Genomic DNA, 21,937 nt, shown 5'->3' on the forward strand with positions numbered 1-21,937 from the left:
GCGGGGTCCGTGGACGGCTCCGGCCAGGGGGATCTGGCAGACCGGGTGGCCCGGTCGGCGCCAGAGAAGATCAGGGGTGCGTCAGCGCGTCGTGCGCTGGCGCCACAGCAGCCAGACGAAGTACGGCGCGCCGATGAGCGCCGTCGTCAGGCCCGCGGGGATCTGCGCGGGGGCGATGACCGTCCGCCCTACGGTGTCCGCGACCGAGACGAGCAGTGCACCGAGCAGCATCGCGACGGGGATCACCCGTCCGTTGCGCGACCCGACGAGCGCCCGTGCCGCGTGCGGCGCGACGAGCCCGACGAAGCCCACGACCCCCACGGCGCACACGGCGGCCGCGGTGATGAGGACCGTCGCGGAGAGCAGCAGCAGCCGGGTCCGGTCGACCGAGACGCCGAGCGTTCGCGGGGTGTCCTCGTCGAGGGAGAGCACGTCCATCTCGCGGCGTCGCGAGATCGCGAGAGGCGTCGCGACGAGCAGGACGACGGCGACGGGCACGATCTGCGCCATGGTCCGGCCGTAGGTCGAGCCTGACAACCAGGTGAGCGCGAGGTTCGTGTTCCACGGCTCGACCACGAGGATCACGAGGGTGGTGAAGGCCGTGGTGCCTGCGCTCATCCCCACACCGATGAGCACGAGCCTGTCCGAGCTCAGCCCGCCGCGGTACGCGAGCAGGTAGACGAGCCCGAAGGTGACGAAGGCCCCGGCCGTCGCGGCGAGCGACATGGCCCAGATGGGCGCTCCGGGCACGAGGAGGATCACGGTGACGGCTCCGAGGCCGGCTCCGGCGGTGACGCCCAGCAGGCTGGGCTCGGCGAGCGGGTTGCGGCACACCGCCTGCACGAGCGTCCCGGCGAGCCCGAGGGCGGCTCCGGCGAGCAGGGCGGCCAGGACCCGCGGCATCCGCTGGTCGAGGACGAAGGAGACCTGACGCCCGGCCTGGTCGGCGAACCAGTTCGAGACGTCGCCGAGAAGCAGCATCCTGTCGCCGAGCAGGACTGCGAGCACGGCGGCGACGACCAGCAGCACCTCGAGGACCGTGACCACCACGACGGTGCGGCGCGCGGTCCGGGGGCGCACGTGCGCGGCAGCGCCCTTGGCGGCCGGTCCCGAGTCGCGGAGCCTGCGGGCGAGGAGCACGAGGGTGAGCGCTCCGAAGACCGTGGTGACGATGCCTGTGGGCACGGCCGCGCCGTACTGGCCGGGCAGCACGAGGCGCAGCAGCACGTCGGCGCCGAGCACGACGACGATGCCGAAGAGCGCGGAGAGCGGCAGCAGCGTGGTGTGCCGGCTCAGGCCCGGCACGGTGCGCGCGACGAGGCGCGCGAGCACCGGGGCGCAGAGGCCGACGAAGCCGATCGGACCGGCGACGGTCACGGCTGCGGCCGAGAGCAGCACGGCGACCCCGACGGTGAGGACCCGGGTGCCGCGCACGTCGACGCCGAGCACGCGGGCTGCGTCGTCGCCGAGCGCGAGCAGGTCGAGACGGCGTGCCAGCAGCGCGAGACCGAGCAGACCGACGAGCACCACAGGTGCTGCGAGGGTCACGACCCGGGTGCCTGACTGCACGACAGACCCGCTGCCCCACGCGAAGAGGCCCGTGGTCTGCTGCTGGAAGAGGACGAGCAGCACGCTCGTGACCGCGCTGAGGGCGAGGGTCGTGGCCGCGCCGGCGAGGATCAGGCGGGTCGGCCCCGCGCTGCCTCCCTGGGAGAGGGCGAGCACGAGCCCTGCGGCGGCCAGCCCACCGAGGAAGGCCAGCACCCCCGAGAGGTAGAAGGGCAGGGAGATGCCGACGACGGCGACAGTGACGACCGCGAGATACCCGCCGGCGTTGACCGCGAGGGTGTCGGGGGAGGCGAGCGGGTTGCGGGCGACAGACTGCAGCGCCGCGCCGGCTGCGCCCAGGGCCGCGCCCACCAGCAGCCCGGCGACGAGCCTGGGCAGCCTGGACGCCACGAGCACGGCCGAGGCCGTCGACCCCTCGTCGAGACCGAGCAACGACCTGACGACGTCGCCGAGCCCGAGGCCCGCTGTGCCCTGGGTGAGGTGGACGGCCGCGAGGACGAGGACCACCAGGCCGGTGGCGAGGAAGACCCCGCCTGTGCGCAGGAGCGGGTGACGTCCGGTGAGCTGCGGCTGCTCGCCGCGACCGTCGGGGACGAGCGGGGTCGCTCGCTGGTCGACCCGCCCCTGCGCGGTGCTCATGCTGTCAGCGCGGCGACGACGGCGTCGACGTAGGCCTCGGCCGAGGCCGGGCCGCCGAACATCCAGATGCCGTCGGGCAGACGCTGCACGTCACCTGCGGCGACGAAGGGCAGCTGCTCCCAGATCGCGTTGCCGGCGAGGCCCTCGTCGAAGGGGTTCGCCTCGCTCGCGCTCGCCGTGTAGAGGAAGGTGAGGTCCTTCGTGTCGCTGAGTGCCGTGAGACCCTCGACGTCGGTCTGGGCGAGGCCGTAGTCGGGGTCGCCCTCGCCGGTCCAGGCGTTCTCGAGGCCGAGCTCGTCGCCGATCGCGCCGAAGAACGAGCCCGAGGTGTACATGCGGACCGAGACGGTCCCGTTGGTGATCCAGCCGTCGGCCATGGTGAAGGCCGCACCAGCGACCCCGGCCTCGTCGAGCGCTGCCTTGCCCTCGGCGACCTTGTCGTCGAAGGACTGGAGGAGCTCCTCGCCCTTCGCGTCGGTGCCCGTCGCGGCGGCGAGGGTCTCGACCGTGCTGCGCATGTAGCCGATCGGGTCGGAGCCGTCCGAGCCACGGAGCACCACGACGGGCGCGATGTCCTCGAGCTGGTCGACCACGGCGTCGGTCGTGTCCGTCGTGACGGCGATGAGGTCGGGCTCGAGGGCGGAGATCGCCTCGAGGCTCGCCTCGCCGCGCGTGCCGACGTCCGGGGTGGACGGGTCGAGGGCGATCGAGGTGTCCCAGGTGTTGTAGCCCTCGACGTCGGCCTGGCCGACGATCGGTGCGCCGAGCGCGAGCAGGTTCTCGGTCAGGCCCCACTCGAGGGAGACGACGGCTGTGGCCGGTGCGTCGAGCGTGTGCTCGCCGCGCTCGTCGGTGTAGGTGACCGGGCCCGTCGACGCGGCGGTCGTCGCGTCGCCGGAGGCGTCGGCGTCGGGGGTCTCGGTGGTGCCGCACGCGCTGAGCGTGAGGGCCGCGGCCAGCAGGGCTGCGGGCAGGGCCAGCAGGTGGGTCGTGCGCATGGGTGTCCTTCGGTGCTGGGCCCCACGGGTGCGGGGCGGCTGGTGTCCCGGCGCGGGTGGCCGGGCTCGGAGCGGAGGTCTGGGTGCTCTGGGTGAGCGGGTCCGGCTAGGCGGGCTGAGCGCGTCGGGCGGTGTGGCGTCCGACAGGCTCGGTCCGGACGAGCCCGGTGAGCGGGTCGACGCTCACGTCGATGCGCAGCCCGTAGGTCTCGCTGAGCAGGTCGGCCCTCAGCACGTCGACGGCCGACCCGGAGGCCTGGACGACACCCTGGCGGAGCAGGACGACGTGGTCGGCGACGGCGGCGGCCTGGTTGAGGTCGTGCAGGACGACACCGACAGCCACGCCGTGGTCGTCGGCGAGGTCGCGCACCAGGTCGAGGATCTCCACCTGGTAGCGCAGGTCGAGATAGGTGGTGGGCTCGTCGAGCAGCAGCACGCCGGTGTCCTGCGCGAGGCAGGTCGCGAGCCAGACGCGCTGGAGCTCGCCGCCCGAGAGCTCGTCGACTCCGCGGTCCGCCATGCCGGTCACCCCGGTGACCTCCATGGCGTGGGCGACGGCGCGGGGCCCGTCGGTGTCGGTGCGGCGGTACCGCGCCTGGTAGGGGTGACGGCCGTAGCCGACGATGTCGCGGACCGTCACGCCGTTGGGCGTGGGCCGGCTCTGCGACAGGAGCGTCACCTGGCGTGCGAAGTCCTTGGGCTTGAGCGCGAGGGCGTCGGGTGCGTCGGGCAGGCTCACGGTGCCGGAGGTGGGCTTGTGCAACCGGGCGAGCGAGCGCAGCAGGGTCGACTTGCCGGAACCGTTGGGCCCGATGAGAGCTGTCACCTGACCTGCGACGAGACGCAGCGACGCGCCGTGCACGACGGTCGACCGGTCGTAGGCGAGGAACAGGTCCGTCCCCGCGAGCGACGGGTGCTCGGAGGAGGTCTCGGGACCGGGGGAAGTCTGCTTCACGTAGGTGAGGATAACCTTAGTTGCTGAGAAATCCGAGCCTCCGTCCGTCCGATCGGCGCTACTTCGTGTCCGGTTCGAGGCGATCTCGGTCGCCTTGACGGGTGAGACGCCGGTCACTAGTCTCTTCGTGCCTTTTCGGAATGTATCTCCGAAATTTCGATGACGAAAATGGGCACGTCGTCCCTGACACACGAGGAAGTGCACCCATGGGATCCCCGAACCGCGGCACACCCAGCCGCACGTCAGCCACCCCGAACGGCTCAGCGGTAGGCGTCCCCGTCTCCGCAGCACCCCGGAGCGGCCTGCGGCGGGCTGTGACAGCCTGCGCCGTGACCGTCGGCGCCTCGCTCGTCGCGACCTCGCTGGTCGCCGCAGCACCCGCGCCCGTCGCGACCACGTCCCCCGCAGGGGCTGTCGCAGCCGCTGCGGTGCCGAGCGTCGTCACCCCCGAGCAGGAGGCGACACTCGAGCGCTACGCCGCCGACACCTACGACTCCCTCGCCGCGATGACCGACCCGGCGACGGGTCTGCCCGCCGACAACATCGGCGGCACGCTCGACCCCGCAACCCGCAGCGCCTACACCTCGCCGACGAACATCGGCGGCTACCTGTGGTCGACGGTCATGGCGCGCGACCTCGGCATCGTCACGGCCGACGAGGCCTACGACCTCATGAGCACGACGCTCGCGACCGTCGACGGCCTCGACCGCCACGAGCCGAGCGGCATGTTCTACAACTGGTACGACCCGGCCACCGGCGACAGGGTGCGGAGCTGGCCCGGTGACGGCGCCGTGGTCGAGCAGTTCCTCAGCTCGGTCGACAACGGCTGGCTCGCCGCCGCGCTGCGCGTCGTCGCCGAGGCCGAGCCCCGCCTGGCCGACGAGGCGACGGCGATCTACGACGACATGAACTTCGGCGTCTACTACAACGCGGACGCCCTGCCCGACCGCGGCCTCGGCCTGCTGCGCGGAGGGTTCTGGGACGAGAAGCAGACCGAGGGGTCGGTCCCGGGGGACTACCTCGGCACCGGCCAGGACGTCTACTACACGGGCCACCACTACGACACGGCGGTCTCCGAGACCCGGATCGCGACCTACCTCGGGATCGCCGAGGGCGACGTCCCGCCCGAGACGTACTACGCGACGTGGCGTACCTTCCCCTCGACCTGCGACTGGGCCTGGCAGGAGTCGCGCCCGAGCGGCGTGACCCGCACCTACCTCGGCGTCGACGTCTTCGAGGGTGCGTACAGCTACCGCGGCATGTCGATCGTCCCCGGCTGGGGCGGGTCCATGTTCGAGGCCCTCATGCCCGACATGCTCGTCCCCGAGTCCGAGTGGGGCCCGACGTCGTGGGGCGTCAACCACCCGCTGGTCGTCGAGGCGCAGAAGCAGCACGGCCTGGACGAGGCCGGCTACGGGTACTGGGGCTTCTCGCCCGCGTCCAACCCCTTCGGCGGCTACGCCGAGTACGGCGTCGACCAGCTGGGCATGCGTGACGACGGCTACCTCTCCGACGGCGTCACCAACGTCGACGTCGACAGCTTCGGCTGCGCCGAGGGCACCAACCCCGACCCCGAGTATCAGGACGGTGTCGTCACCCCGCACGCCTCCTTCCTCGGTCTGTCCTACGACCCCGAGGGCGTGCTCGCCAACCTCGACGGGCTCGAGTCCGACTTCGACTCCTACGGACCCGGCGGCTTCTACGACGCGATCGCGGTCCGCTCAGGCACCGTCGCCCAGACGTACCTGTCCCTCGACCAGTCGATGATCATGGCGGCGATCGGCAACTACCTCACCGACGGCTCGCTCCAGGACTACTTCGTCGACGACCAGCTCGAGGCCTCGCTGCGCCCGCTCATGGAGGCCGAGGTCTTCTCCGCCTCGGCCGAGGCCGTGGTCCCGGTCCTGACCACCCCTGCTGCGGGCACAGTGCTGACCGACCCTCGCACCACGTTCTCCGGGACGGGTGAGCCCGGGGCTGAGCTCACGGTCACCGCGACGCCGACAGGCGACGTGGCCGCGCTCGCGGTCCAGACCCTCTGCACGGCACCCGTCGATGCCGACGGCGCGTGGTCCTGCGACGGCCAGACGACTCTGGCGCCGGGCACGTACGCCCTCGCGATCTCGACGACCAGCACGGCCGGGATCACCACCCCGGGCGAGGTGGACGTGACGGTCGAGGTCGCCGCAGCACCGACCGAGGAACCGACACCTCCGGCGCCCACGGACCCGACTCCCACAGACCCGACGCTGGCCCCCGAGACCACCGCACCGATGGCGCCAGGCGCTGGTGGCGGCGGCAGCACCGGCGGTGACGGGGCCGACAGGTCGGCCCAGGGCGGCGACCTCGCCGAGACCGGCACAGACGGCGCACCGGTCCTGGCCGGGGCTGCGCTCCTGACGGTCCTCCTCGGGGCCGCCACGGTCGTCCTCGTCCGCAGGCGTCGGCTGGGCTGAGGGAGGACCTACGCCTGGGTCCTCAGCGGTGCTGCGGCACCGGTGCAGGACGACGCCAGTGCATGACAAGAACGAGAACGAGCACGAGGCCGTCGCCGGTGTCCGGCGGCGGCCTCGTGCCGCGTGCACAGGGTCAGTCGTGGACGTTGTCCACCAGGAACGCGCGGAAGCTCGGTGCGAGCTCCTCGGACTCGCCCGAGTCAGCGTCCGTCCGGAGCACACGGCCGTCAGCGGCGACCCAGATCGGGTTGCCCGCTCCGTCGTCGGCGATGACCAGCCCGGTGACCACGTCGCCGAGCTGGGCACGTGCTGCGAGCGTCAGGTCGACGCAGGTCTCACGGCCGAGGATCGACGCGTTGTCCCAGGCGTGCACGGAGACGCCGACGTAGCAGCCGCCCCAGCGGCCGACGAGCTCGACGAGGTCGTCGGGTACGACGACACCGAGCGGGGCGAGGCGGGCCTCTACCTCGTGGGCCGGGGTCGGCGTGCCGGCCCCGTAGCGCGCGACCGCCCGCTCGAGCCGTGCCACCAGGTCATCACCGAGAGTCATGCCCAGAGACTAACGGCGACGTGGTCTCGTGGGCTCGGGCGGACGGTCCGCGTCCTCGGACCCGAGAGGTCAGGTGCGTGCGCTTACCGGGCCGCGGACCACCTCCGGTGGCGGCGCTGTCGACGCCCGCTCGACGAGGGTCGTCGCGAGCTCGGCCCGCACCGTGTGACCGGTCCCCGACCGTGCACGGTGCAGGAGGTCGACGGCCGCAGCCCCCATCTCGACGAGCGGCTGGTGGACCGTCGTCAGCGCCGGGTCGAGCCACGCGGCGATCGGCAGGTCGTCGAAGCCGACGAGGGAGACGTCGTCGGGGACCCGCAGCCCTGCCTCCCGGACGGCCCGGAGCGCACCGAGGGCCGTGTCGTCGCTGCTCGCGACGATCGCCGTGGGTCTGTCGTCGAGGGACAGCAGGTGCCACGCCTCCTCGTAGCCGGCGTCGACCGTGAAGTCGCCGCGTCGGACGAGGGAGTCGTCGGGGGCGATCCCCGCCTGGATGAGTGCCGTGCGGTACCCGGCGAGCCGCGCGAGCGCGTTCGCCTGCGCGTCGTCCCCGGTGATGGTGCCGATCCTGCGGTGACCGAGCGCCACCAGGTGCGCCGTCGCGTCGAGACCGCCCTGCCAGTTGGTCGCGCCGACGCTCAGCAGGCCCTCGGGCGGGCGCACCCGCGGGTCGACGACGACCACGGGTACGAGGGCGTCGGCGAAGGCCTGGCGCTCGGCGGCGTCGGGCACCGTCACGACGCTCACGGCCCCGTCGGTCCCGCGCGCCAGGGCGTGCCGCACCCACGCCCCGCAGTCGTCAGGGTCGGGGTCGACGGTGATGACGAGGTCGACGCCGTGGCGACGGGCGCTCTCGGCAGCCCCTCGGACGACGGCCTCGGACCAGGTGCTCTCCAGGCTGACGACCCGGATGTCGACCAGACCCGTCGGCTTGCTGACGGGGCGGCGCACGGTGTGGCCGTGCGCCTCGAGCGCGGCCTGGACCTTCGCCCGGGTGGCGGCCGAGACGTCAGGGCGCGAGTTGAGCACCTTCGACACCGTAGGGACCGAGACACCGGCGGCTGCGGCGACGGTCGCCAGCGGCGCCGGCCCCTCGGGGACGGCAGCCAGGCTGTCGTGGTCGTGCGCAGTCATGGGGTTCTCCGTGGGCGGGCGGCCGCCTGTGGCAGGCGGTCCAGACGAGCCTAGGGGATCGCCGCCCGAGCCCGGCTGTGCCTCGCGCGCCCCGAGCTGCTCGACGACGGCCTGCGGCCTGACTCCCGTCCTGGCCCCGGACCTGGCAGCCGTCTGGCTGCGACCTGCCCAGACGCGCGGGACCCGGTCCCTGAGAGTCACCAGGGACCTCAGTCCTAGAAGAGGGGGGTTAACCCCCTGTCGACCTAACCTACGGTTCCGTAGCGTTGCCGTCAGAGCGTCGGGGACCCCCGGTGCACCAGGACGACGAACGGACGACGATGACGGCAACCAGTGCGGTGATGAACCCCAGCGAGGCGGTCTCGCCACGCAAGCGTCAGGTCAGCGACTTCTCCGAGCTCACCCGCGCGGTCCAGGAGACCGGCCTCATGCGCCGTCGCTACGCGCACTACTGGGGACGCTTCGCACTGCTGTGCGGGCTGCTCGCCGGAGCCGTGGCGCTCATGATCACCCTCGGTGACTCGTGGTGGCAGCTTGCCGTCGCCGGTGGCCTCGGTCTCCTGCTGACGCAGTTCGCCTTCCTCGGCCACGACGCCGCGCACCGCCAGATCTTCGACTCGGGCAAGTGGAACGACTGGGCGAGCCTGATCGTCGCCAACCTCTTCGGTGGCCTCAGCTACGGTTGGTGGCTGCACAAGCACTCCAAGCACCACCAGAAGCCCAACGTCGAGGGTGTCGACCCCGACATGCTCAACGGTGTGCTCACCTGGGAGACCAACACGCTCGAGAAGCCGAAGACCGGCATCAAGGCGTGGCTCGTCGCCCGCCAGGGCAACTGGTTCTTCCCGCTCCTCCTGCTCGAGGGTGTCAACCTGCACGTGGCCGGTCTGCGGACCATCCTCGGCAAGGGCCCGGTCAAGCGCCGCGGCACCGAGCTCACCCTCGTGAGCATCCGCCTCGTCGGCTACGTCGCCGCGGTCTTCCTGCTCATGCCTGTCGGTCTCGGCTTCGCCTTCCTCGCCGTGCAGCTCGGCTCCTTCGGGTTCTTCATGGGTGCGTCCTTCGCCCCGAACCACAAGGGCATGCCGACTGTCGGCCCCGACGTCAAGATCGACTTCCTGCGCCGCCAGGTGCTCATGAGCCGCAACATCCACGGCGGACGCTGGGTCGCGGTCTTCATGGGCGGTCTCAACTTCCAGGTCGAGCACCACCTGTTCCCGTCGATGCCGAGCCCCGCGCTGCGCGAGGTCCGTCCGATGGTCAAGCAGTTCTGTGCCGACAAGGGCATCAAGTACACCGAGACCTCGCTGATCGAGTCCTACAAGATCGTCATCGAGTACCTCAACCGTGTCGGCCTCTCGGCCCGCGACCCCTTCCAGTGCCCGCTCACCGCGCAGTTCCGCTCCGCGCGCTGACACCCTGGCCCGAGGCCCGGCGCCCCGCCCGGTGCGGCCTCACCCAGCACGAGCCTGCGGGCCCCGACCATGACGGTCGGGGCCCGCAGGCGTTTTCGGTGGTCTTCTCAGGTCCGGAGGGTCGGACCCTGGGGACGGCTGGGACCCGTCTCGTCCAGGTCAGGCGTCGCCCGCCGAGATGGCGAGGGCCTCGTCCTCGGCGCTCTCCGACGGGATGTCGTGGTCCTGGGCGAAGGTCCGGCGTCCGAGCACCAGCACACCGATCGCGACGAGCACGGCGACGGCCGCCGTCCAGTACGGGGCGGGCAGCCCCAGGTGGTCGCGGATCGGTCCGGCGACGGCCGGTGCGACGGCGCCGCCCATGAACCTCACGCCGCTGTACGTCGACGAGGCGACCGAGCGTGGCAGGTCGGTCGACTCCATGACGGCCTCGGTGAGCGCCGTGTTGAGCACCCCGAGGAACAGACCGGCGACGATGATCGCGGTGACGATCACGGCGAAGCGGTCGGTGAAGGTCGCCAGGACCACGAAGTCGAGGGCGAGCAGCCCGAGCATCGCGTAGAGCACGGCGTGCAGCCCGAACCGGCGGGTGAGGCGCGGTGCGGCCACCACGGAGGTGATCGCCAGGCAGATGCCCCAGCCGAAGAACACCAGCCCGAGCTCGTGCGCACCCACGTGGATGCCGACGGTCTCGGCGGCCGCCTCGATGGGGAAGGGCGAATAGGCGAGCAGCACGAAGAAGCCGAAGTTGTAGAACAGCGCCGCGAGGGCGAGGGTCCGCAGGCCGGGCTTCTTGAGAGCCGAGAACGACGCCGTCGCGGAGATCTTCGGACCCGTGCTCGGTGCGGACTTCCCGAAGAACACGACGATCGCGAGGAAGCCGACAGCCATGAGGGCTGCTGTGCCAAAGAACGGTGCGCGCCAGCTGACCTCGCCGAGCGCTCCGCCGACGAGCGGCCCGACGGCGATGCCGATCCCGAGGGCGGCCTCGTAGAGGATGATCGCGCTCGCGGTGCTGCCGCTCGCCGACGCGACGATGGTCGCCAGAGCCGTCGAGATGAAGAGGGCGTTACCCAGACCCCAGCCCGCGCGGAAGCCGATGATCTGCCCGATCGAGCCCGAGGCCCCGGCGAGGGCCGCGAAGACCACGATGAGGGCGAGACCTGCGAGCAGCGTCTTCTTGGCGCCGATGCGCGAGGACACCCAGCTGGTGAAGAGCATCGCGAGACCGGTGATGAACAGATAGCTGGTGAAGAGCAGCATCACCTGGCTGGACGAGGCGTCGAGCTCGGCGGCGATGGACGTGAGGATCGGGTCCACCAGGCCGATCCCCATGAAGGAGATCACGCAGGCGAAGGCGATGGCCCACACGACGCGGGGCTGGCGGAGCATGGACCCTGCCGGGCTGGGAGCCGTGCCGGGCGGACCGGCGTGCTGGGAGCCGGGGGCTGCGGTGCTGTGCCCGGACGAGCCGTGCCCTGACGTGCTGTGCCGGGCGGACTTCTGCGGGCTGGTGCTGTGCTGAGAGGTGCTGTGCTGGGTGGTGCTGGACGTCATCAGGTCACGCTTTCGCTGGTGATGGGTCCTGCGTCGGCCACCTCGGTGGTCAGGTGGGCGAGGAGGTCGAGCGCGCGGTCGAGCGTACGCAGGTCGTCCTCGTCGAGCTGGGCGAGGTGGGGGGCGAGGGCCGTCGTGAGGGACGCACGGTAGCGGGCGAGGGAGGCTCGCCCGGCGTCGGTGACGGAGACGGCGCTGGACCGTCGGTCGGTGGGGTCGGGCCGTCGTGAGACGAGGCCCTGGGCCTCGAGCCGCTTGACCATCTTGGAGACAGTCGGCTGCGAGGTGCGCTCGATCGCCGCGAGCTCGGTGACGCTGAGGTCGCCGGTGTGCGCGAGGTTGGAGAGCATGCGCCACATCGTCACCGAGACGTCGACGTCGATCGCCTGGGCCGCGGTCCGGGCGAACCTGGAGCAGGCGACGACGAGGTCCCCGCCGAGCGTGCTGGCGTCGCGGGGAGCGTCAGGCTGGGGGGCGGAGGGCGTCGACGTGGTCACCCGACGAGTTTACATAGCCAGGCTATGTAACGCAACGGGCGAGGGCGAGCGTGCTCCCAAGGCCGGGGCCGGGGCCGGGGCCGGGGGTGCCGACTCCGAAGCTCGGAACCGGGGCCCGGTGTCCCGAGCCCCGATCCCGGGGGTCCGGGCGCTCGCGCCGGGAGCTCAGATCCAGCTGCGCAACCACATGTGCGCACGCCAGAAGTCGTAGGGGATGTCCATCGCGGTCCACACCGGGTAGAAGAAGATGCTCACCACGAGGATCAGGCCGAGCAGCGCCCCCATGACCCGCAGCGCCCGGCGACGCAGGCGCGGGTCGTCGGCGACCTGCTCCCACACGAGCACGAGGGCGTAGGTGAGCGTGAGGTACATCCACGGGGCGAAGGCGATCGTGTAGAAGGTGAAGATGGTGCGCTCGGGGAAGAACAGCCACGGCACCCACCCGGCCACGATCCCGGACAGGACCGCGACGGCGCGCCAGTCCCTGCGCAGCACGACGGCGTACAGCGCCACGAGGATCGCGGCCGTGGCGAGCCACCACACGAGCGGGTTGCCGACCGAGGTGATCGCCCGCGCGCAGGCCTCGGCCCCGCAGCCGCCGTCGAAGTTCTCCGTCTTGCGCCAGTAGAACGACGTCGGGCGCAGCTGCAGCAACCAGCCCCACGGGTTCGCCATGTACGTGTGCGGGTTGTCCAGGCCTGTGTGGAAGGCCAGCATCTTCTCGTGGTACTGCCAGAACGACCGCAGGGCCTCGCCCCAGCCGACCATGACGTCCGGGACCCAGTCGGGGTAGCTGCCGGGGTGGCTGACGAACCACTGGCGGTCGTAGGACTTGGGGTTGGCGAACCAGGCCGACCAGGACAGCAGGTAGGTCACGAGGACCGTGGGCAGCATGGAGGCCGCCGCCGGGACGCCGTCGAGCAGGACCGAGCCGATGTGCCACTGCCGCGCACCGACCGACCGCCGGGCTGTCGCGTCCCACGCGACCGAGAGCAGGCAGAACACCGCGACGAAGTACAGGCCCGACCACTTGGTGCCGCAGGCGAGGCCGAGCGCGACCGCTGCTGCTAGGCGCCACCAGCGGATGCCGACCACGGGCCCGTCTCGGCCCACCCCGCGTCCGGAGTCGATGAGCGCGGCCGACCTCTCGGCCAGCCGCCGCCTGAACCACTCCCGGTCCTTGACGAGCAGGGCGAAGGCGACGAGGACCCAGAACATGAGGAACACGTCGAGCAGCCCTGTGCGCGAGTGCACGATCGCCACACCGTCGACGGCCATGATGCCGCCGGCCACGATGCCGAAGGTCGTTGAGCCGAACAGCCTGCGCGCGGTCCGCGCGAGCAGGAACACCGCGATCACGCCGACGACAGCCGGCGCCAGGCGCCATGCCCACGGGTTCTCGGACCCGCCCAGGCGCAGCCCGAGCGCGATCATCCACTTGCCGACGGGCGGGTGGACCACGTAGTCGGCGGCAGGGAGGTAGCCGTCCTGGTTCCCGGCCTCGAAGGCGGGGTTCGGCTCGTCCGGCCAGTCGGCCTCGTAGCCGAGGTGGAGGAGCGTGTACGCGCCCTTGACGTAGTACGTCTCGTCGAAGACCAGCGTGCTCGGGTTGCCGAGGTTGACGAAGCGCGCGATCCCCGCGACCACGGCGACGAGCAGCGGGCCGAGCCAGCCCCAGAGGCGGTCCTGGGCTGTCACGCCGAGCGCGAGGAACCTGTCGGAGAAGAGGCGGCGCAGCAGCGCCTGCTCGGTCTCGCCCGCCGGGCGGTCGTGCTTGACGAGGTCGACGCGCGGTGGGGTGGTGACCGTCGACGCGTCCTGTGTGCCGGCGTCGTCCGCCCCGTTCGTCCCTGTCACGCCAGTCATCGTAGGTGGACATGGCAGGCTTGGCCCCATGACAGGCCGCCTCATCCTCGCCGGGACACCCATCGGAGACGTCGAGGACGCCTCGCCGCGACTGCGCCGCCTCCTCGTCGAGGCTGACGTCGTCGCCGCAGAGGACACCCGGAGGCTGCACGCCCTCGCCGGGCGCCTCGAGCTGAAGATGGCCGGACGGATCCTCAGCTACCACGAGCACAACGAGTCGGCCCGTGCCGACGAGCTCCTCGACGTCGTCGAGAACGGCGGCACCGTGCTGATCGTCACCGACGCCGGGATGCCGTCCGTCTCCGACCCCGGGTACAGGGTCGTGACCCGCGCGATCGAGCGTGGGCTCCCCGTCACCTCGGCCCCCGGACCGAGCGCCGTGCTGACAGCGCTCGCGGTCTCCGGCCTGCCGACCGACAGGTTCTGCTTCGAGGGCTTCCCGCCCCGCAAGCCCGGCGAGCGCGCGCGGGCCTTCGAGCTGCTGGCCGACGAGCGGCGCACCATGGTGTTCTTCGAGTCCCCGCACCGCGTGGACCAGACCCTCGCCGCGATGGCTGAGGCCTTCGGGGCGGACCGCCCGGCAGCGGTGTGCCGCGAGCTCACCAAGACCTACGAAGAGGTGCTGCGCGGCGGGCTCGGCGAGCTCGCCGAGACAGCCGCCCAGGAGCAGCTCCGCGGCGAGATCTCGATCGTCGTCTCGGGCGCACCCCAGCGCGAGACCGCGACGACCGCCGAGCTCGTCGCGGAGGTGCTGTCGCGCGTCGCCGGGGGAGAACGCCTCAAAGAGGCCGTCGCGGGCGTCGCCGACGCCGCCGGCGTCCACAAGCGCGAGCTCTACGCCGCAGCCCTCGCCGCGAAGTAGGACGCGCAGCCGTCAGGCGGAGGGGCGGAGCTCGACTCCTGCTGCGGTCATCTCGACGCGGGCCTGGGTGCCCTGGTCGGGGGAGACGGGGACTGTGAGGTCCGTGAAGACCCGGGTCGCCAGACCGAGCTGGAGGGCGTCGAGGGCCGTCGCCTTGACGCAGTGCGACTCGGCGATGCCGACGACGTCGACGGCCTCGATCTGGGCCTCGCGCAGGACGTCTGCGAGCAGACGACCCTGGCCGTCGACTCCCTCGAAGCCGGAGTAGGCGGCCTGGTACTCGCCCTTCTTGACCGAGACGTCGGGCGCGAGGTCCGCGAGGGCCGGGTGCAGCTCGGCCTCGGCGGTCCCGGCGACACCGTGCGGCGGCCAGGTGTCGACGTAGTCGGGGGTGTCGCTGAAGTGCTCGCCCGGGTCGACGTGCCAGTCCTGGGTCGTCACGACCAGCACGTAGTCGTCGCGGTGCGCCGCGGCGAAGCCGGCGACGGCGTGCGCGACGGCGTCGCCGCCCTCGACGCCGAGGGCGCCGCCCTCGCAGAAGGTCGGCTGGACGTCGACCACGAGCAGGGCCCGGCGGGGCTCGGGGCTGCTCTGGTCCGGAAGGCTCTGCACAGCGTCGGAGGTCATCCACCCACTCTAGCCAGCGACCCCAGGTCCGGCCGTCCCTGCCCTGACCTGGGCTGAGCCGACCTGACCTGAGCCGGCCGCAGCCATCCGGAGCCCTGTCGAGATCGTGACTTCGGAGCGAGATCGTGAGCCAGGATGATCGATCTCGCTCCGAACTCACGATCTCGCTGCTGCCGCCACAGGCGGCACCTGTGCGAAGGGTGAGAACGGGCTGCACCACCGGGGGCACCCGCCGTAGGGTTCAGGCATGCCCCGTGAGATCGAGTTCCGCCGCATCCCTGGCCTGCCGCCGTACGTCTTCACGATCATCGACTCCCTCAAGCTGGCCGCGCGCCGCGAGGGACGCGACATCGTCGACCTCGGCTTCGGCAACCCCGACCTGCCCAGCCCGCAGATCGCCGTGGACAAGCTCACCGAGGCCGCGCACAACCAGCGCAACCACCGGTACTCCTCCTCCCGCGGGATCCCGAAGCTCCGCGAGGCCGTCGCCGACCACTACAAGCGACGCTTCGACGTGACGCTCGACCCCGAGACGCAGGTCATCTCGACCATCGGCGCCAAGGAGGGCTTCAGCCACCTCATGTGGGTGCTGCTGCAGCCCGGCGACGCGGCGATCGTCCCCACGCCCAGCTACCCCATCCACATCTGGGGCCCGTACTTCGCCGGGGCGGACGCCCGGCAGGTGCCCATCGGCGACGGGACCGACGCCGCAGGGTTCATCGACCGCGTGATGGAGGCGTGGGAGCTCGGCTGGCCCAAGCCCCGGGTCGTCGTGCTGTCCTTCCCGCACAACCCGACCACCACCGTCGCGCAGCTGAGCGACCTGCAGCGCCTGGTCGACTGGGCCAAGGACCGCGACGTCGTGCTCGTCCACGACCTCGCCTACGCCGACATGACCTTCGACGGATTCACGCCGCCGTCGATCATGCAGTGCGAGGGGGCGACCGAGGTCGCCGTCGAGCTGTACTCCATGACCAAGTCCTTCTCGATGGCCGGCTGGCGGGTGGCCTTCCTCGTCGGGCGAGAAGACGTGGTCGGTGCGCTCGCCAAGCTCAAGAGCTATCTCGACTACGGCACCTTCCAGCCGATCCAGATCGCCGCGACGGTCACCCTCAACGAGGCCACAGACTTCCCCGCCGAGGTCTCGCAGGTCTACGAGTCGCGCCGCAACGCCCTCGTCGACGGTCTCAACCGCATCGGCTGGGAGATCGAGAAGCCCGGCGGCACCATGTTCGTCTGGGCGCGGATCCCCGAGCCCTACAGGCACATGGGGTCGATCGAGTTCGCGACCCACGTGATCGAGCAGTGCGACGTCGCAGTCTCCCCGGGCGTCGGTTTTGGCGCCGGCGGCGACGACCACGTCCGCTTCGCCCTCATCGAGAACGAGCACAGGATCGGCCAGGCCGTCCGTGGCCTCAAGAAGGGTCTGACGCTGCTGTGACGCCCCGTACCCACCCGGCCCGACGGCCCGCGGCCCTCGTGCTCGCGGCAGCGCTGACACTTGCTGTCGCCGCGTGCTCGGACGACGAGACCCCCTCGACGCCCACGGGGACAGCGACGGCGACCGACGGCTCCCAGGACGGAGCCGACCCCGCAGACCCGACCGACGAGGCGACGGACGCTCCTTCAGAAGGGGCGCTCGACCCGCGGGACCCGGTGGTCGAGACCGTCTCCGCGACGCTCGGCACCCCGCTCGCGACGGGCCTCCAAGCCCCCTGGGGTCTGGCCCAGCTGCCCGACGGCGACTGGCTCGTGACCGAGCGTGACACCCGCGCCGTCAAGGTCGTCCCGGCCGACGCCTCGGCCCCGACGACCCTCACCGGCCCAGGGGCGGACGACCTGGTCGAGGGCACGACAGGCACGGGGGAGGGCGGGCTGCTCGGCGTCGCGCTGTCGCCGACCTTCGCCGACGACAACCTCGTGTTCTTCTACCGCACGGCAGAGGAGGGCAACGAGGTCCTCAGCGGCACCCTCGACGGCACCACCCTGGGCGAGCTCACGGCGGTCCTGTCAGGGATCCCGGCCGCGGCCACCCACGACGGCGGGCGCATCGCCTTCGGTCCTGACGGCATGCTCTACGTCGCGACGGGCGACTCGGGCTCGACGATCCTCGCGCAGCACCCCGACTCCCTCGGCGGCAAGATCCTGCGGATCGCCCCCGACGGCTCGGTGCCTCGCGACAACCCCGTCCCCGGGTCCCCGGTGTGGAGCCTGGGGCACCGCAACGTCCAGGGGCTCGGGTGGGCGCAGGACGGGCGGATGCTCGCCTCCGAGCTCGGCCAGGACACTCTCGACGAGCTCAACCTCGTGGTCTCGGGCGGCAACTACGGGTGGCCCGCGGTCGAGGGGCCCGGAGGCACCTCCCAGGGGTTTGTCGACCCCCTCGTCAGCTGGTCGACCGACGCGGCCTCGCCGAGCGGCCTGGCCGTCACCGACGAGGGCGTCTACGTGGCGGCGCTCCAGGGCGAGGCCCTGCTGCGCGTCCCCCTCGCGCCGGACGGCGTCGGAGACCCGCAGACGCTGCTCGCGGGTGAGCTCGGCCGGCTGCGTGCCGTGGCTGTCGGGGCGGACGGAGACCTCTACGTCCTGACCGGCAACACCGACGGACGGGGCGAGCCCCGCGAGGGTGACGACCGCCTCGTGCCTGTGGTCGTCACCGAGGACTGACGTGGCCGTGCCCGAGCCCGGCCAGGGCGGACCGGTCCCGCCCGGGTCCGAGGGGCTGGCACCGCAGGCCTCGCCCGCCGCCCCGGGCCCGTCGACCAGACCAGGAGCCCAGGCCCGCCGGCTCGTCGACGCGCACGTCACGCTCGCGGCATCAGCGCGGGCCGTCCTCGACCACCTGGACGGTGCGACCACCCGCATCGCCGAGCAGGTCCACAGCGACCGTGCCGCCCGGACCCGCGCAGAGCTCGACGGGCTGACCGTCGACCGCCTCACCGAGATCACGGACAAGAACCTGCGCATCCGCGCCCTGCTCGACGCCGGCTACACGACAGTCGGCTCGCTGCTCGGCGTGAGCGCCGAGCAGCTCGAGATGCTCGACGGCGTCGGCTCCCACACAGCCCGGAGTACCGTCGCGGCCGTCGAGCAGCTCGCCGACGCGACGGCCCAGGGCCAGTCGATGCGCATCACGCTCGACCGCGACGACGCCACCGGCACCCGGCTGCTCGGCGACCTCGAGATGCTCGTGCGGCTGGGGCCGCTCGTCGAGCCGCACCGCCGCGACCTCGACGACTACGCGCGGTCTGTCGAGCAGCTGGCCGACGACGCGTCCCAGGCGACGAACGCCCTCACCTTCGCCTTCAGGCGCCGTGCGACGCGTCGACGTGCGCTCGACGCGCTCGCAGCCCTCGAGGGCTGGGCCCCGTGGCTGGCCTCGACGGGTCTGGAGCATGTCGTCGCCAGGCTCACGTCGGCCTGCGGCGAGCCTGGGCCCGGTCCGCTCGCGCTCTGGGACGACTTCGAGCGCCGGTCGGCCGTCTACTACACGGTCCTCGCCGCGATCGTCCCCCTCGTGCGGGACGTGCTCGCCGCGACAGGCATGCTCCCCTCCGAGCTGGCCGACAGGGTCGACGCGCTCACGCTCGACACCTCGCTGCTCGACGTGAGCCTGCGCGGCTACCAGGCCTTCGGTGCGAAGTTCGTGCTCAACCAGGGGCGTGTGCTGCTCGGCGACGAGATGGGGCTCGGCAAGACCGTGCAGGCTGTCGCCGTGATGGCCCACCTCGTGGCCGCCGGTGCGACGCACGTCCTCGTGGTCTGCCCGGCGAGCGTCCTCGTCGGGTGGCTCCGCGAGATCGAGCTCAGGTCGTCTCTCCAGGTCTGGCGCGTCCACGGACCAGACCGTGAGGCTGCCGCAGCCGCGTGGCTCGCGCAGGGTGGTGTCGCGGTGACCACCTTCGAGGGGCTGCGGCACGTGCCCGAGGCCGCGGCGGAGATCCTCGACCTGCTGGTCGTCGACGAGGCGCACCTCGTCAAGAACCCGCGTGCCCGTCGCTCGCAGGACGTGGCCGCATGGGCGGACCGCTGCTGGCGCGTGCTCCTCATGACCGGCACCCCGCTCGAGAACCGTCTCGACGAGTTCTTGGGCCTGGTGCGGATGCTCCAGCCGGCGCTCGTCGACAGCCTCCCGCCGCACCTGCGTCTGGTCGGTGCGGACACGCTGCGGCACACGATGGCGCCGGTCTACCTGCGCCGCAACGCCGCGGACGTCCTCGTGGAGCTGCCCGACCTCGTCGAGCTCGACGAGTGGGAAGAGCTCACCCCGGACGGCCGCCGGGTCTACGAGGCGGCTGTCGCGCAGGGGCGGTTCATGGACATGCGCCGCGCTGACTTCGCGACCCCTGACCCCTCCGGGTCGAGCAAGCTCGGCCGGCTGCTGGAGATCCTCGAGGACGCCGCGGCGAACGGCGAGAAGGTCGTGGTGTTCTCGTACTTCCGCTCGGTCGTCGACCTCGTCTGCCGCACGCTCACCAGGCCCGGCGGCCTGGGCAGCGCGGGCTCACAGGTCGACGCCGTCGCAGCCGCCGACCTCGACTCGGCTGACCTCGACCGTGCTGACCTCGACCCCGCCGCCGGAGGACTCCCCGCGGTCTTCGGGCCGCTCTGGGGTGGTGTCAGCGCCGACGAGCGCCAGCTCGAGGTCGACAGGTTCACCGCGGCCCCGCCGGGCGCTGTGCTCGTCGCGCAGGTGGACGCCGGGGGAGTGGGCCTGAACATCCAGGCGGCCAACGTCGTGGTGCTCTGCGAGCCCCAGGTCAAGCCGACGACCGAGGCGCAGGCCGTGGCGCGTGTGCGCAGGATGGGGCAGGTCCGCCCGGTCCGCGTGCACAGGCTGCTCGTCGAGGACACCGTCGACGAGCGCATCCGCGAGATCCTCGCGACCAAGCAGCAGCTCTTCGACGAGTACGTCCGCGAGTCGAGCCTCGCCGCCGGGACCACGCGCGCTGTCGACGTGAGCGAGGCCGTGCTCGCCCGCGAGGTGGTCGCGGCCGAGCAGGCTCGGCTCGGCTACGGCCCGGTGTGGGACGACCTGCTCGCAGACGACCTCCAGGCAGGCGCAGCGGCCCCGCTCGGCGACGACGCGGCGGCCGACCAGCCCGTCGACCGTCTCGGCTGGAGGTCGGGCGACCTCCAGGGCCCCGGGACGCCCTAGCATTGTGCTCATGGCCCACGACGAGACCGCAGCGCCCGCCGGGACGCAGTCCTTCTACCTCACCACCCCGATCTACTACGTGAACGACGCCCCGCACATCGGGCACGCGTACACGACGGTCGCGGGCGACGTCCTGACCCGCTGGCACCGCCAGCGCCAGGAGCGCGTCTGGTTCCTCACCGGGACCGACGAGCACGGGCAGAAGGTCATGCGCACGGCCGAGGCCAACGGCGTCACACCGCAGGAGTGGGCCGACCGCCTCGTCGAGTCGTCCTGGAAGCCCGTCCTGGAGACCCTCGACGCGCGCAACGACGACTTCATCCGGACCACGCAGCCGCGCCACACCGAGCGCGTGCAGAAGTTCATCAGCCAGCTGCACGCCAAGGGCGAGATCTACGCGGGCTCCTACGAGGGCCCGTACTGCGTGGGCTGCGAGGAGTACAAGCTCCCGGGCGAGCTGGTCGACGGCACGGGGGAGTACGAGGGCCTCAAGCTCTGCCCGATCCACAGCCGCCCTGTCGAGATGCTCTCCGAGCAGAACTACTTCTTCAAGATGAGCGCCTACGCCGACCGCCTCCTGGCTCTCTACGAGGAGCACCCCGAGTTCGTCCAGCCGGCCAGCGCACGCAACGAGGTCCTCGCCTTCGTCAAGAGCGGCCTGCAGGACCTCTCGATCTCGCGCAACACCTTCGACTGGGGCATCCCGATCCCGTGGGACACCTCGCACGTGCTCTACGTGTGGTTCGACGCGCTGCTCAACTACGCGACGGCGATCGGCCTGGAGAGCGACGACGAGGCCGAGCGCGAGCGCTTCGCCGCGACGTGGCCGGCCGACGTGCACCTCGTCGGCAAGGACATCTTGCGCTTCCACGCGGTGATCTGGCCCGCGATGCTCATGGCCGCAGGGCTCCCGCTGCCCAAGACGATCTTCGCGCACGGCTGGCTGCTGGTCGGCGGCGAGAAGATGAGCAAGTCCAAGCTCACGGGCATCGCCCCGACGCAGATCACCGACGTGTTCGGCTCGGACGCCTTCCGCTACTACTTCATGCGCGCGATCCCCTTCGGCCAGGACGGGTCCTTCTCGTGGGAGGACCTCTCCGCGCGCTACAACGCCGAGCTCGCCAACGGCTTCGGCAACCTCGCCTCCCGCGTGGCCGCGATGATCTCCAAGAACTTCGGCGGCTCGCTGCCCAGGCCCGGCTCGTCGAGCGACGCCGAGACCGCGCTCCAGGAGGTCGCCGCAGCAGCCGTCGCGCAGGCCGAGGCAGCGATCGACAGGATCTCCCCGAACGAGGCGATCAACGCCGTGTGGACTCTCGTCGACGCCACCAACCTGTATCTCACGGAGCAGGAGCCCTGGAAGGTCGCGAAGCTCCCGGGCGAGACGACCGAGAGCGGAGCGGGCGTCGAGGGTGGCCGTCTGGCCACGATCCTGGTGACAGCGGCCGAGGCGCTGCGGACCCTCGCGGTCCTGCTCAACCCTGTCGTGCCGAAGGCCGCGCAGGGTCTGTGGACCGCGCTCGGCGCCGAAGAGCCCCTCGGGCCCCTCGACGACCAGCCGGTCCAGACCGCTGCTGACTTCGGCACCCTGCCTGCCGGGACGCGCGTGACGAAGGGTGCCTCGTTGTTCCCCCGTCTCGACGAGGTCTGAGGC

16 protein-coding genes are annotated in these 21,937 nt (G+C 71.8%); 7 read left to right on the forward strand and 9 right to left on the reverse strand.

Features of this window, described 5'->3' with window-relative positions:
• Positions 1–81: 81 nt before the first annotated feature.
• The 3 genes from ASG53_RS03345 to ASG53_RS03355 form a co-directional block, all read right to left on the reverse strand.
• Positions 82–2,208 (reverse strand): iron ABC transporter permease, encoded by a 2,127-nt coding sequence (locus ASG53_RS03345; protein WP_056128480.1) that lies wholly within the window; start codon positions 2,206–2,208, stop codon positions 82–84.
• Positions 2,205–3,206, reverse strand: coding sequence for an iron-siderophore ABC transporter substrate-binding protein (locus ASG53_RS03350; protein ID WP_056128483.1), 1,002 nt, complete (start codon positions 3,204–3,206; stop codon positions 2,205–2,207). Before ASG53_RS03350 ends, ASG53_RS03345 begins: the two co-directional genes overlap by 4 nt.
• A gap of 106 nt (positions 3,207–3,312) precedes the next feature.
• Positions 3,313–4,161: an ABC transporter ATP-binding protein gene (locus tag ASG53_RS03355; protein WP_056128485.1), complete on the reverse strand. Its 849-nt coding sequence runs from the start codon at positions 4,159–4,161 to the stop codon at positions 3,313–3,315.
• A gap of 206 nt (positions 4,162–4,367) precedes the next feature.
• Between ASG53_RS03355 and ASG53_RS03360 the strand changes: the two genes are divergently transcribed.
• Positions 4,368–6,617: a glucoamylase family protein gene (locus tag ASG53_RS03360; protein ID WP_082543749.1), complete on the forward strand. Its 2,250-nt coding sequence runs from the start codon at positions 4,368–4,370 to the stop codon at positions 6,615–6,617.
• Between the two features lie 133 nt (positions 6,618–6,750).
• Here ASG53_RS03360 and ASG53_RS03365 read toward each other — a convergent pair whose 3' ends face one another.
• Complete coding sequence (locus ASG53_RS03365; RefSeq protein WP_056128488.1) at positions 6,751–7,167, reverse strand: SMI1/KNR4 family protein; 417 nt, start codon at positions 7,165–7,167, stop codon at positions 6,751–6,753.
• 69 nt (positions 7,168–7,236) lie between these two features.
• On the reverse strand, positions 7,237–8,301 hold the full coding sequence (locus ASG53_RS03370) for a LacI family DNA-binding transcriptional regulator (RefSeq protein ID WP_056128490.1): 1,065 nt from the start codon (positions 8,299–8,301) through the stop codon (positions 7,237–7,239).
• Positions 8,302–8,642: 341 nt separating this feature from the next.
• On the opposite strand from ASG53_RS03370, the gene ASG53_RS03375 reads away from it, so the two are divergent.
• Entirely contained in the window at positions 8,643–9,716 is a 1,074-nt protein-coding gene (locus tag ASG53_RS03375; RefSeq protein ID WP_056128492.1) for a fatty acid desaturase family protein, read from the forward strand.
• A gap of 159 nt (positions 9,717–9,875) precedes the next feature.
• Here the strand turns inward: ASG53_RS03375 and ASG53_RS03380 are convergent, their stop codons facing one another.
• The 3 genes from ASG53_RS03380 to ASG53_RS03390 all read right to left on the reverse strand — a co-directional run bounded on the left by ASG53_RS03380 (position 9,876) and on the right by ASG53_RS03390 (position 13,627).
• Positions 9,876–11,273 (reverse strand): MFS transporter, encoded by a 1,398-nt coding sequence (locus tag ASG53_RS03380; RefSeq protein WP_082543750.1) that lies wholly within the window; start codon positions 11,271–11,273, stop codon positions 9,876–9,878.
• Positions 11,273–11,770, reverse strand: coding sequence for a MarR family winged helix-turn-helix transcriptional regulator (locus ASG53_RS03385; protein ID WP_056128495.1), 498 nt, complete (start codon positions 11,768–11,770; stop codon positions 11,273–11,275). The genes ASG53_RS03380 and ASG53_RS03385 overlap by 1 nt, the downstream gene beginning before the upstream one ends.
• A 165-nt stretch (positions 11,771–11,935) precedes the next feature.
• A complete protein-coding gene (locus ASG53_RS03390; protein WP_235533812.1) occupies positions 11,936–13,627 on the reverse strand; it encodes a dolichyl-phosphate-mannose--protein mannosyltransferase in 1,692 nt (563 codons plus the stop codon).
• Positions 13,628–13,664: 37 nt separating this feature from the next.
• Between ASG53_RS03390 and rsmI the strand changes: the two genes are divergently transcribed.
• The gene (gene rsmI / locus ASG53_RS03395; protein ID WP_056128500.1) at positions 13,665–14,498 is read left to right on the forward strand and encodes a 16S rRNA (cytidine(1402)-2'-O)-methyltransferase; all 834 of its coding nucleotides are present in this window, start codon (positions 13,665–13,667) and stop codon (positions 14,496–14,498) included.
• A gap of 12 nt (positions 14,499–14,510) precedes the next feature.
• Here rsmI and ASG53_RS03400 read toward each other — a convergent pair whose 3' ends face one another.
• Entirely contained in the window at positions 14,511–15,125 is a 615-nt protein-coding gene (locus tag ASG53_RS03400; protein ID WP_056128502.1) for an isochorismatase family protein, read from the reverse strand.
• A gap of 247 nt (positions 15,126–15,372) precedes the next feature.
• Here ASG53_RS03400 and ASG53_RS03405 point away from each other — a divergent pair, with 247 nt between their 5' ends.
• The 4 genes from ASG53_RS03405 to metG are packed head-to-tail and all read left to right on the forward strand — an operon-like array spanning position 15,373 to position 21,934.
• The gene (locus tag ASG53_RS03405) at positions 15,373–16,566 is read left to right on the forward strand and encodes an aminotransferase class I/II-fold pyridoxal phosphate-dependent enzyme (protein WP_056128504.1); all 1,194 of its coding nucleotides are present in this window, start codon (positions 15,373–15,375) and stop codon (positions 16,564–16,566) included.
• Positions 16,563–17,792, forward strand: a complete 1,230-nt coding sequence (locus ASG53_RS03410) for a PQQ-dependent sugar dehydrogenase (RefSeq protein ID WP_056128514.1) — start codon at positions 16,563–16,565, stop codon at positions 17,790–17,792. The genes ASG53_RS03405 and ASG53_RS03410 overlap by 4 nt, the downstream gene beginning before the upstream one ends.
• Before the next feature lies 1 nt (position 17,793).
• Positions 17,794–20,283 (forward strand): DEAD/DEAH box helicase, encoded by a 2,490-nt coding sequence (locus ASG53_RS03415; RefSeq protein ID WP_056128517.1) that lies wholly within the window; start codon positions 17,794–17,796, stop codon positions 20,281–20,283.
• A 10-nt stretch (positions 20,284–20,293) separates the two neighbouring features.
• Positions 20,294–21,934 (forward strand): methionine--tRNA ligase, encoded by a 1,641-nt coding sequence (metG, locus tag ASG53_RS03420; protein ID WP_056128520.1) that lies wholly within the window; start codon positions 20,294–20,296, stop codon positions 21,932–21,934.
• Positions 21,935–21,937: the final 3 nt, after the last annotated feature.

It is taken from the genome of Sanguibacter sp. Leaf3, assembly GCF_001425965.1.
GTDB lineage: Bacteria > Actinomycetota > Actinomycetes > Actinomycetales > Cellulomonadaceae > Sanguibacter > Sanguibacter inulinus.

Bases quoted from the DNA above. Each gene is read 5' to 3' on its own strand.
- ASG53_RS03345 (WP_056128480.1), bottom strand. From the start codon at position 2,208: ATGAGCACCGCGCAGGGGCGGGTCGACCAGCGAGCGACCCCGCTCGTC.
- ASG53_RS03350 (WP_056128483.1), bottom strand. From the start codon at position 3,206: ATGCGCACGACCCACCTGCTGGCCCTGCCCGCAGCCCTGCTGGCCGCG.
- ASG53_RS03360 (WP_082543749.1), top strand. From the start codon at position 4,368: ATGGGATCCCCGAACCGCGGCACACCCAGCCGCACGTCAGCCACCCCG.
- ASG53_RS03365 (WP_056128488.1), bottom strand. From the start codon at position 7,167: ATGACTCTCGGTGATGACCTGGTGGCACGGCTCGAGCGGGCGGTCGCG.
- ASG53_RS03370 (WP_056128490.1), bottom strand. From the start codon at position 8,301: ATGACTGCGCACGACCACGACAGCCTGGCTGCCGTCCCCGAGGGGCCG.
- ASG53_RS03375 (WP_056128492.1), top strand. From the start codon at position 8,643: ATGAACCCCAGCGAGGCGGTCTCGCCACGCAAGCGTCAGGTCAGCGAC.
- ASG53_RS03380 (WP_082543750.1), bottom strand. From the start codon at position 11,273: ATGACGTCCAGCACCACCCAGCACAGCACCTCTCAGCACAGCACCAGC.
- rsmI (WP_056128500.1), top strand. From the start codon at position 13,665: ATGACAGGCCGCCTCATCCTCGCCGGGACACCCATCGGAGACGTCGAG.
- ASG53_RS03400 (WP_056128502.1), bottom strand. From the start codon at position 15,125: ATGACCTCCGACGCTGTGCAGAGCCTTCCGGACCAGAGCAGCCCCGAG.
- ASG53_RS03405 (WP_056128504.1), top strand. From the start codon at position 15,373: ATGCCCCGTGAGATCGAGTTCCGCCGCATCCCTGGCCTGCCGCCGTAC.
- metG (WP_056128520.1), top strand. From the start codon at position 20,294: ATGGCCCACGACGAGACCGCAGCGCCCGCCGGGACGCAGTCCTTCTAC.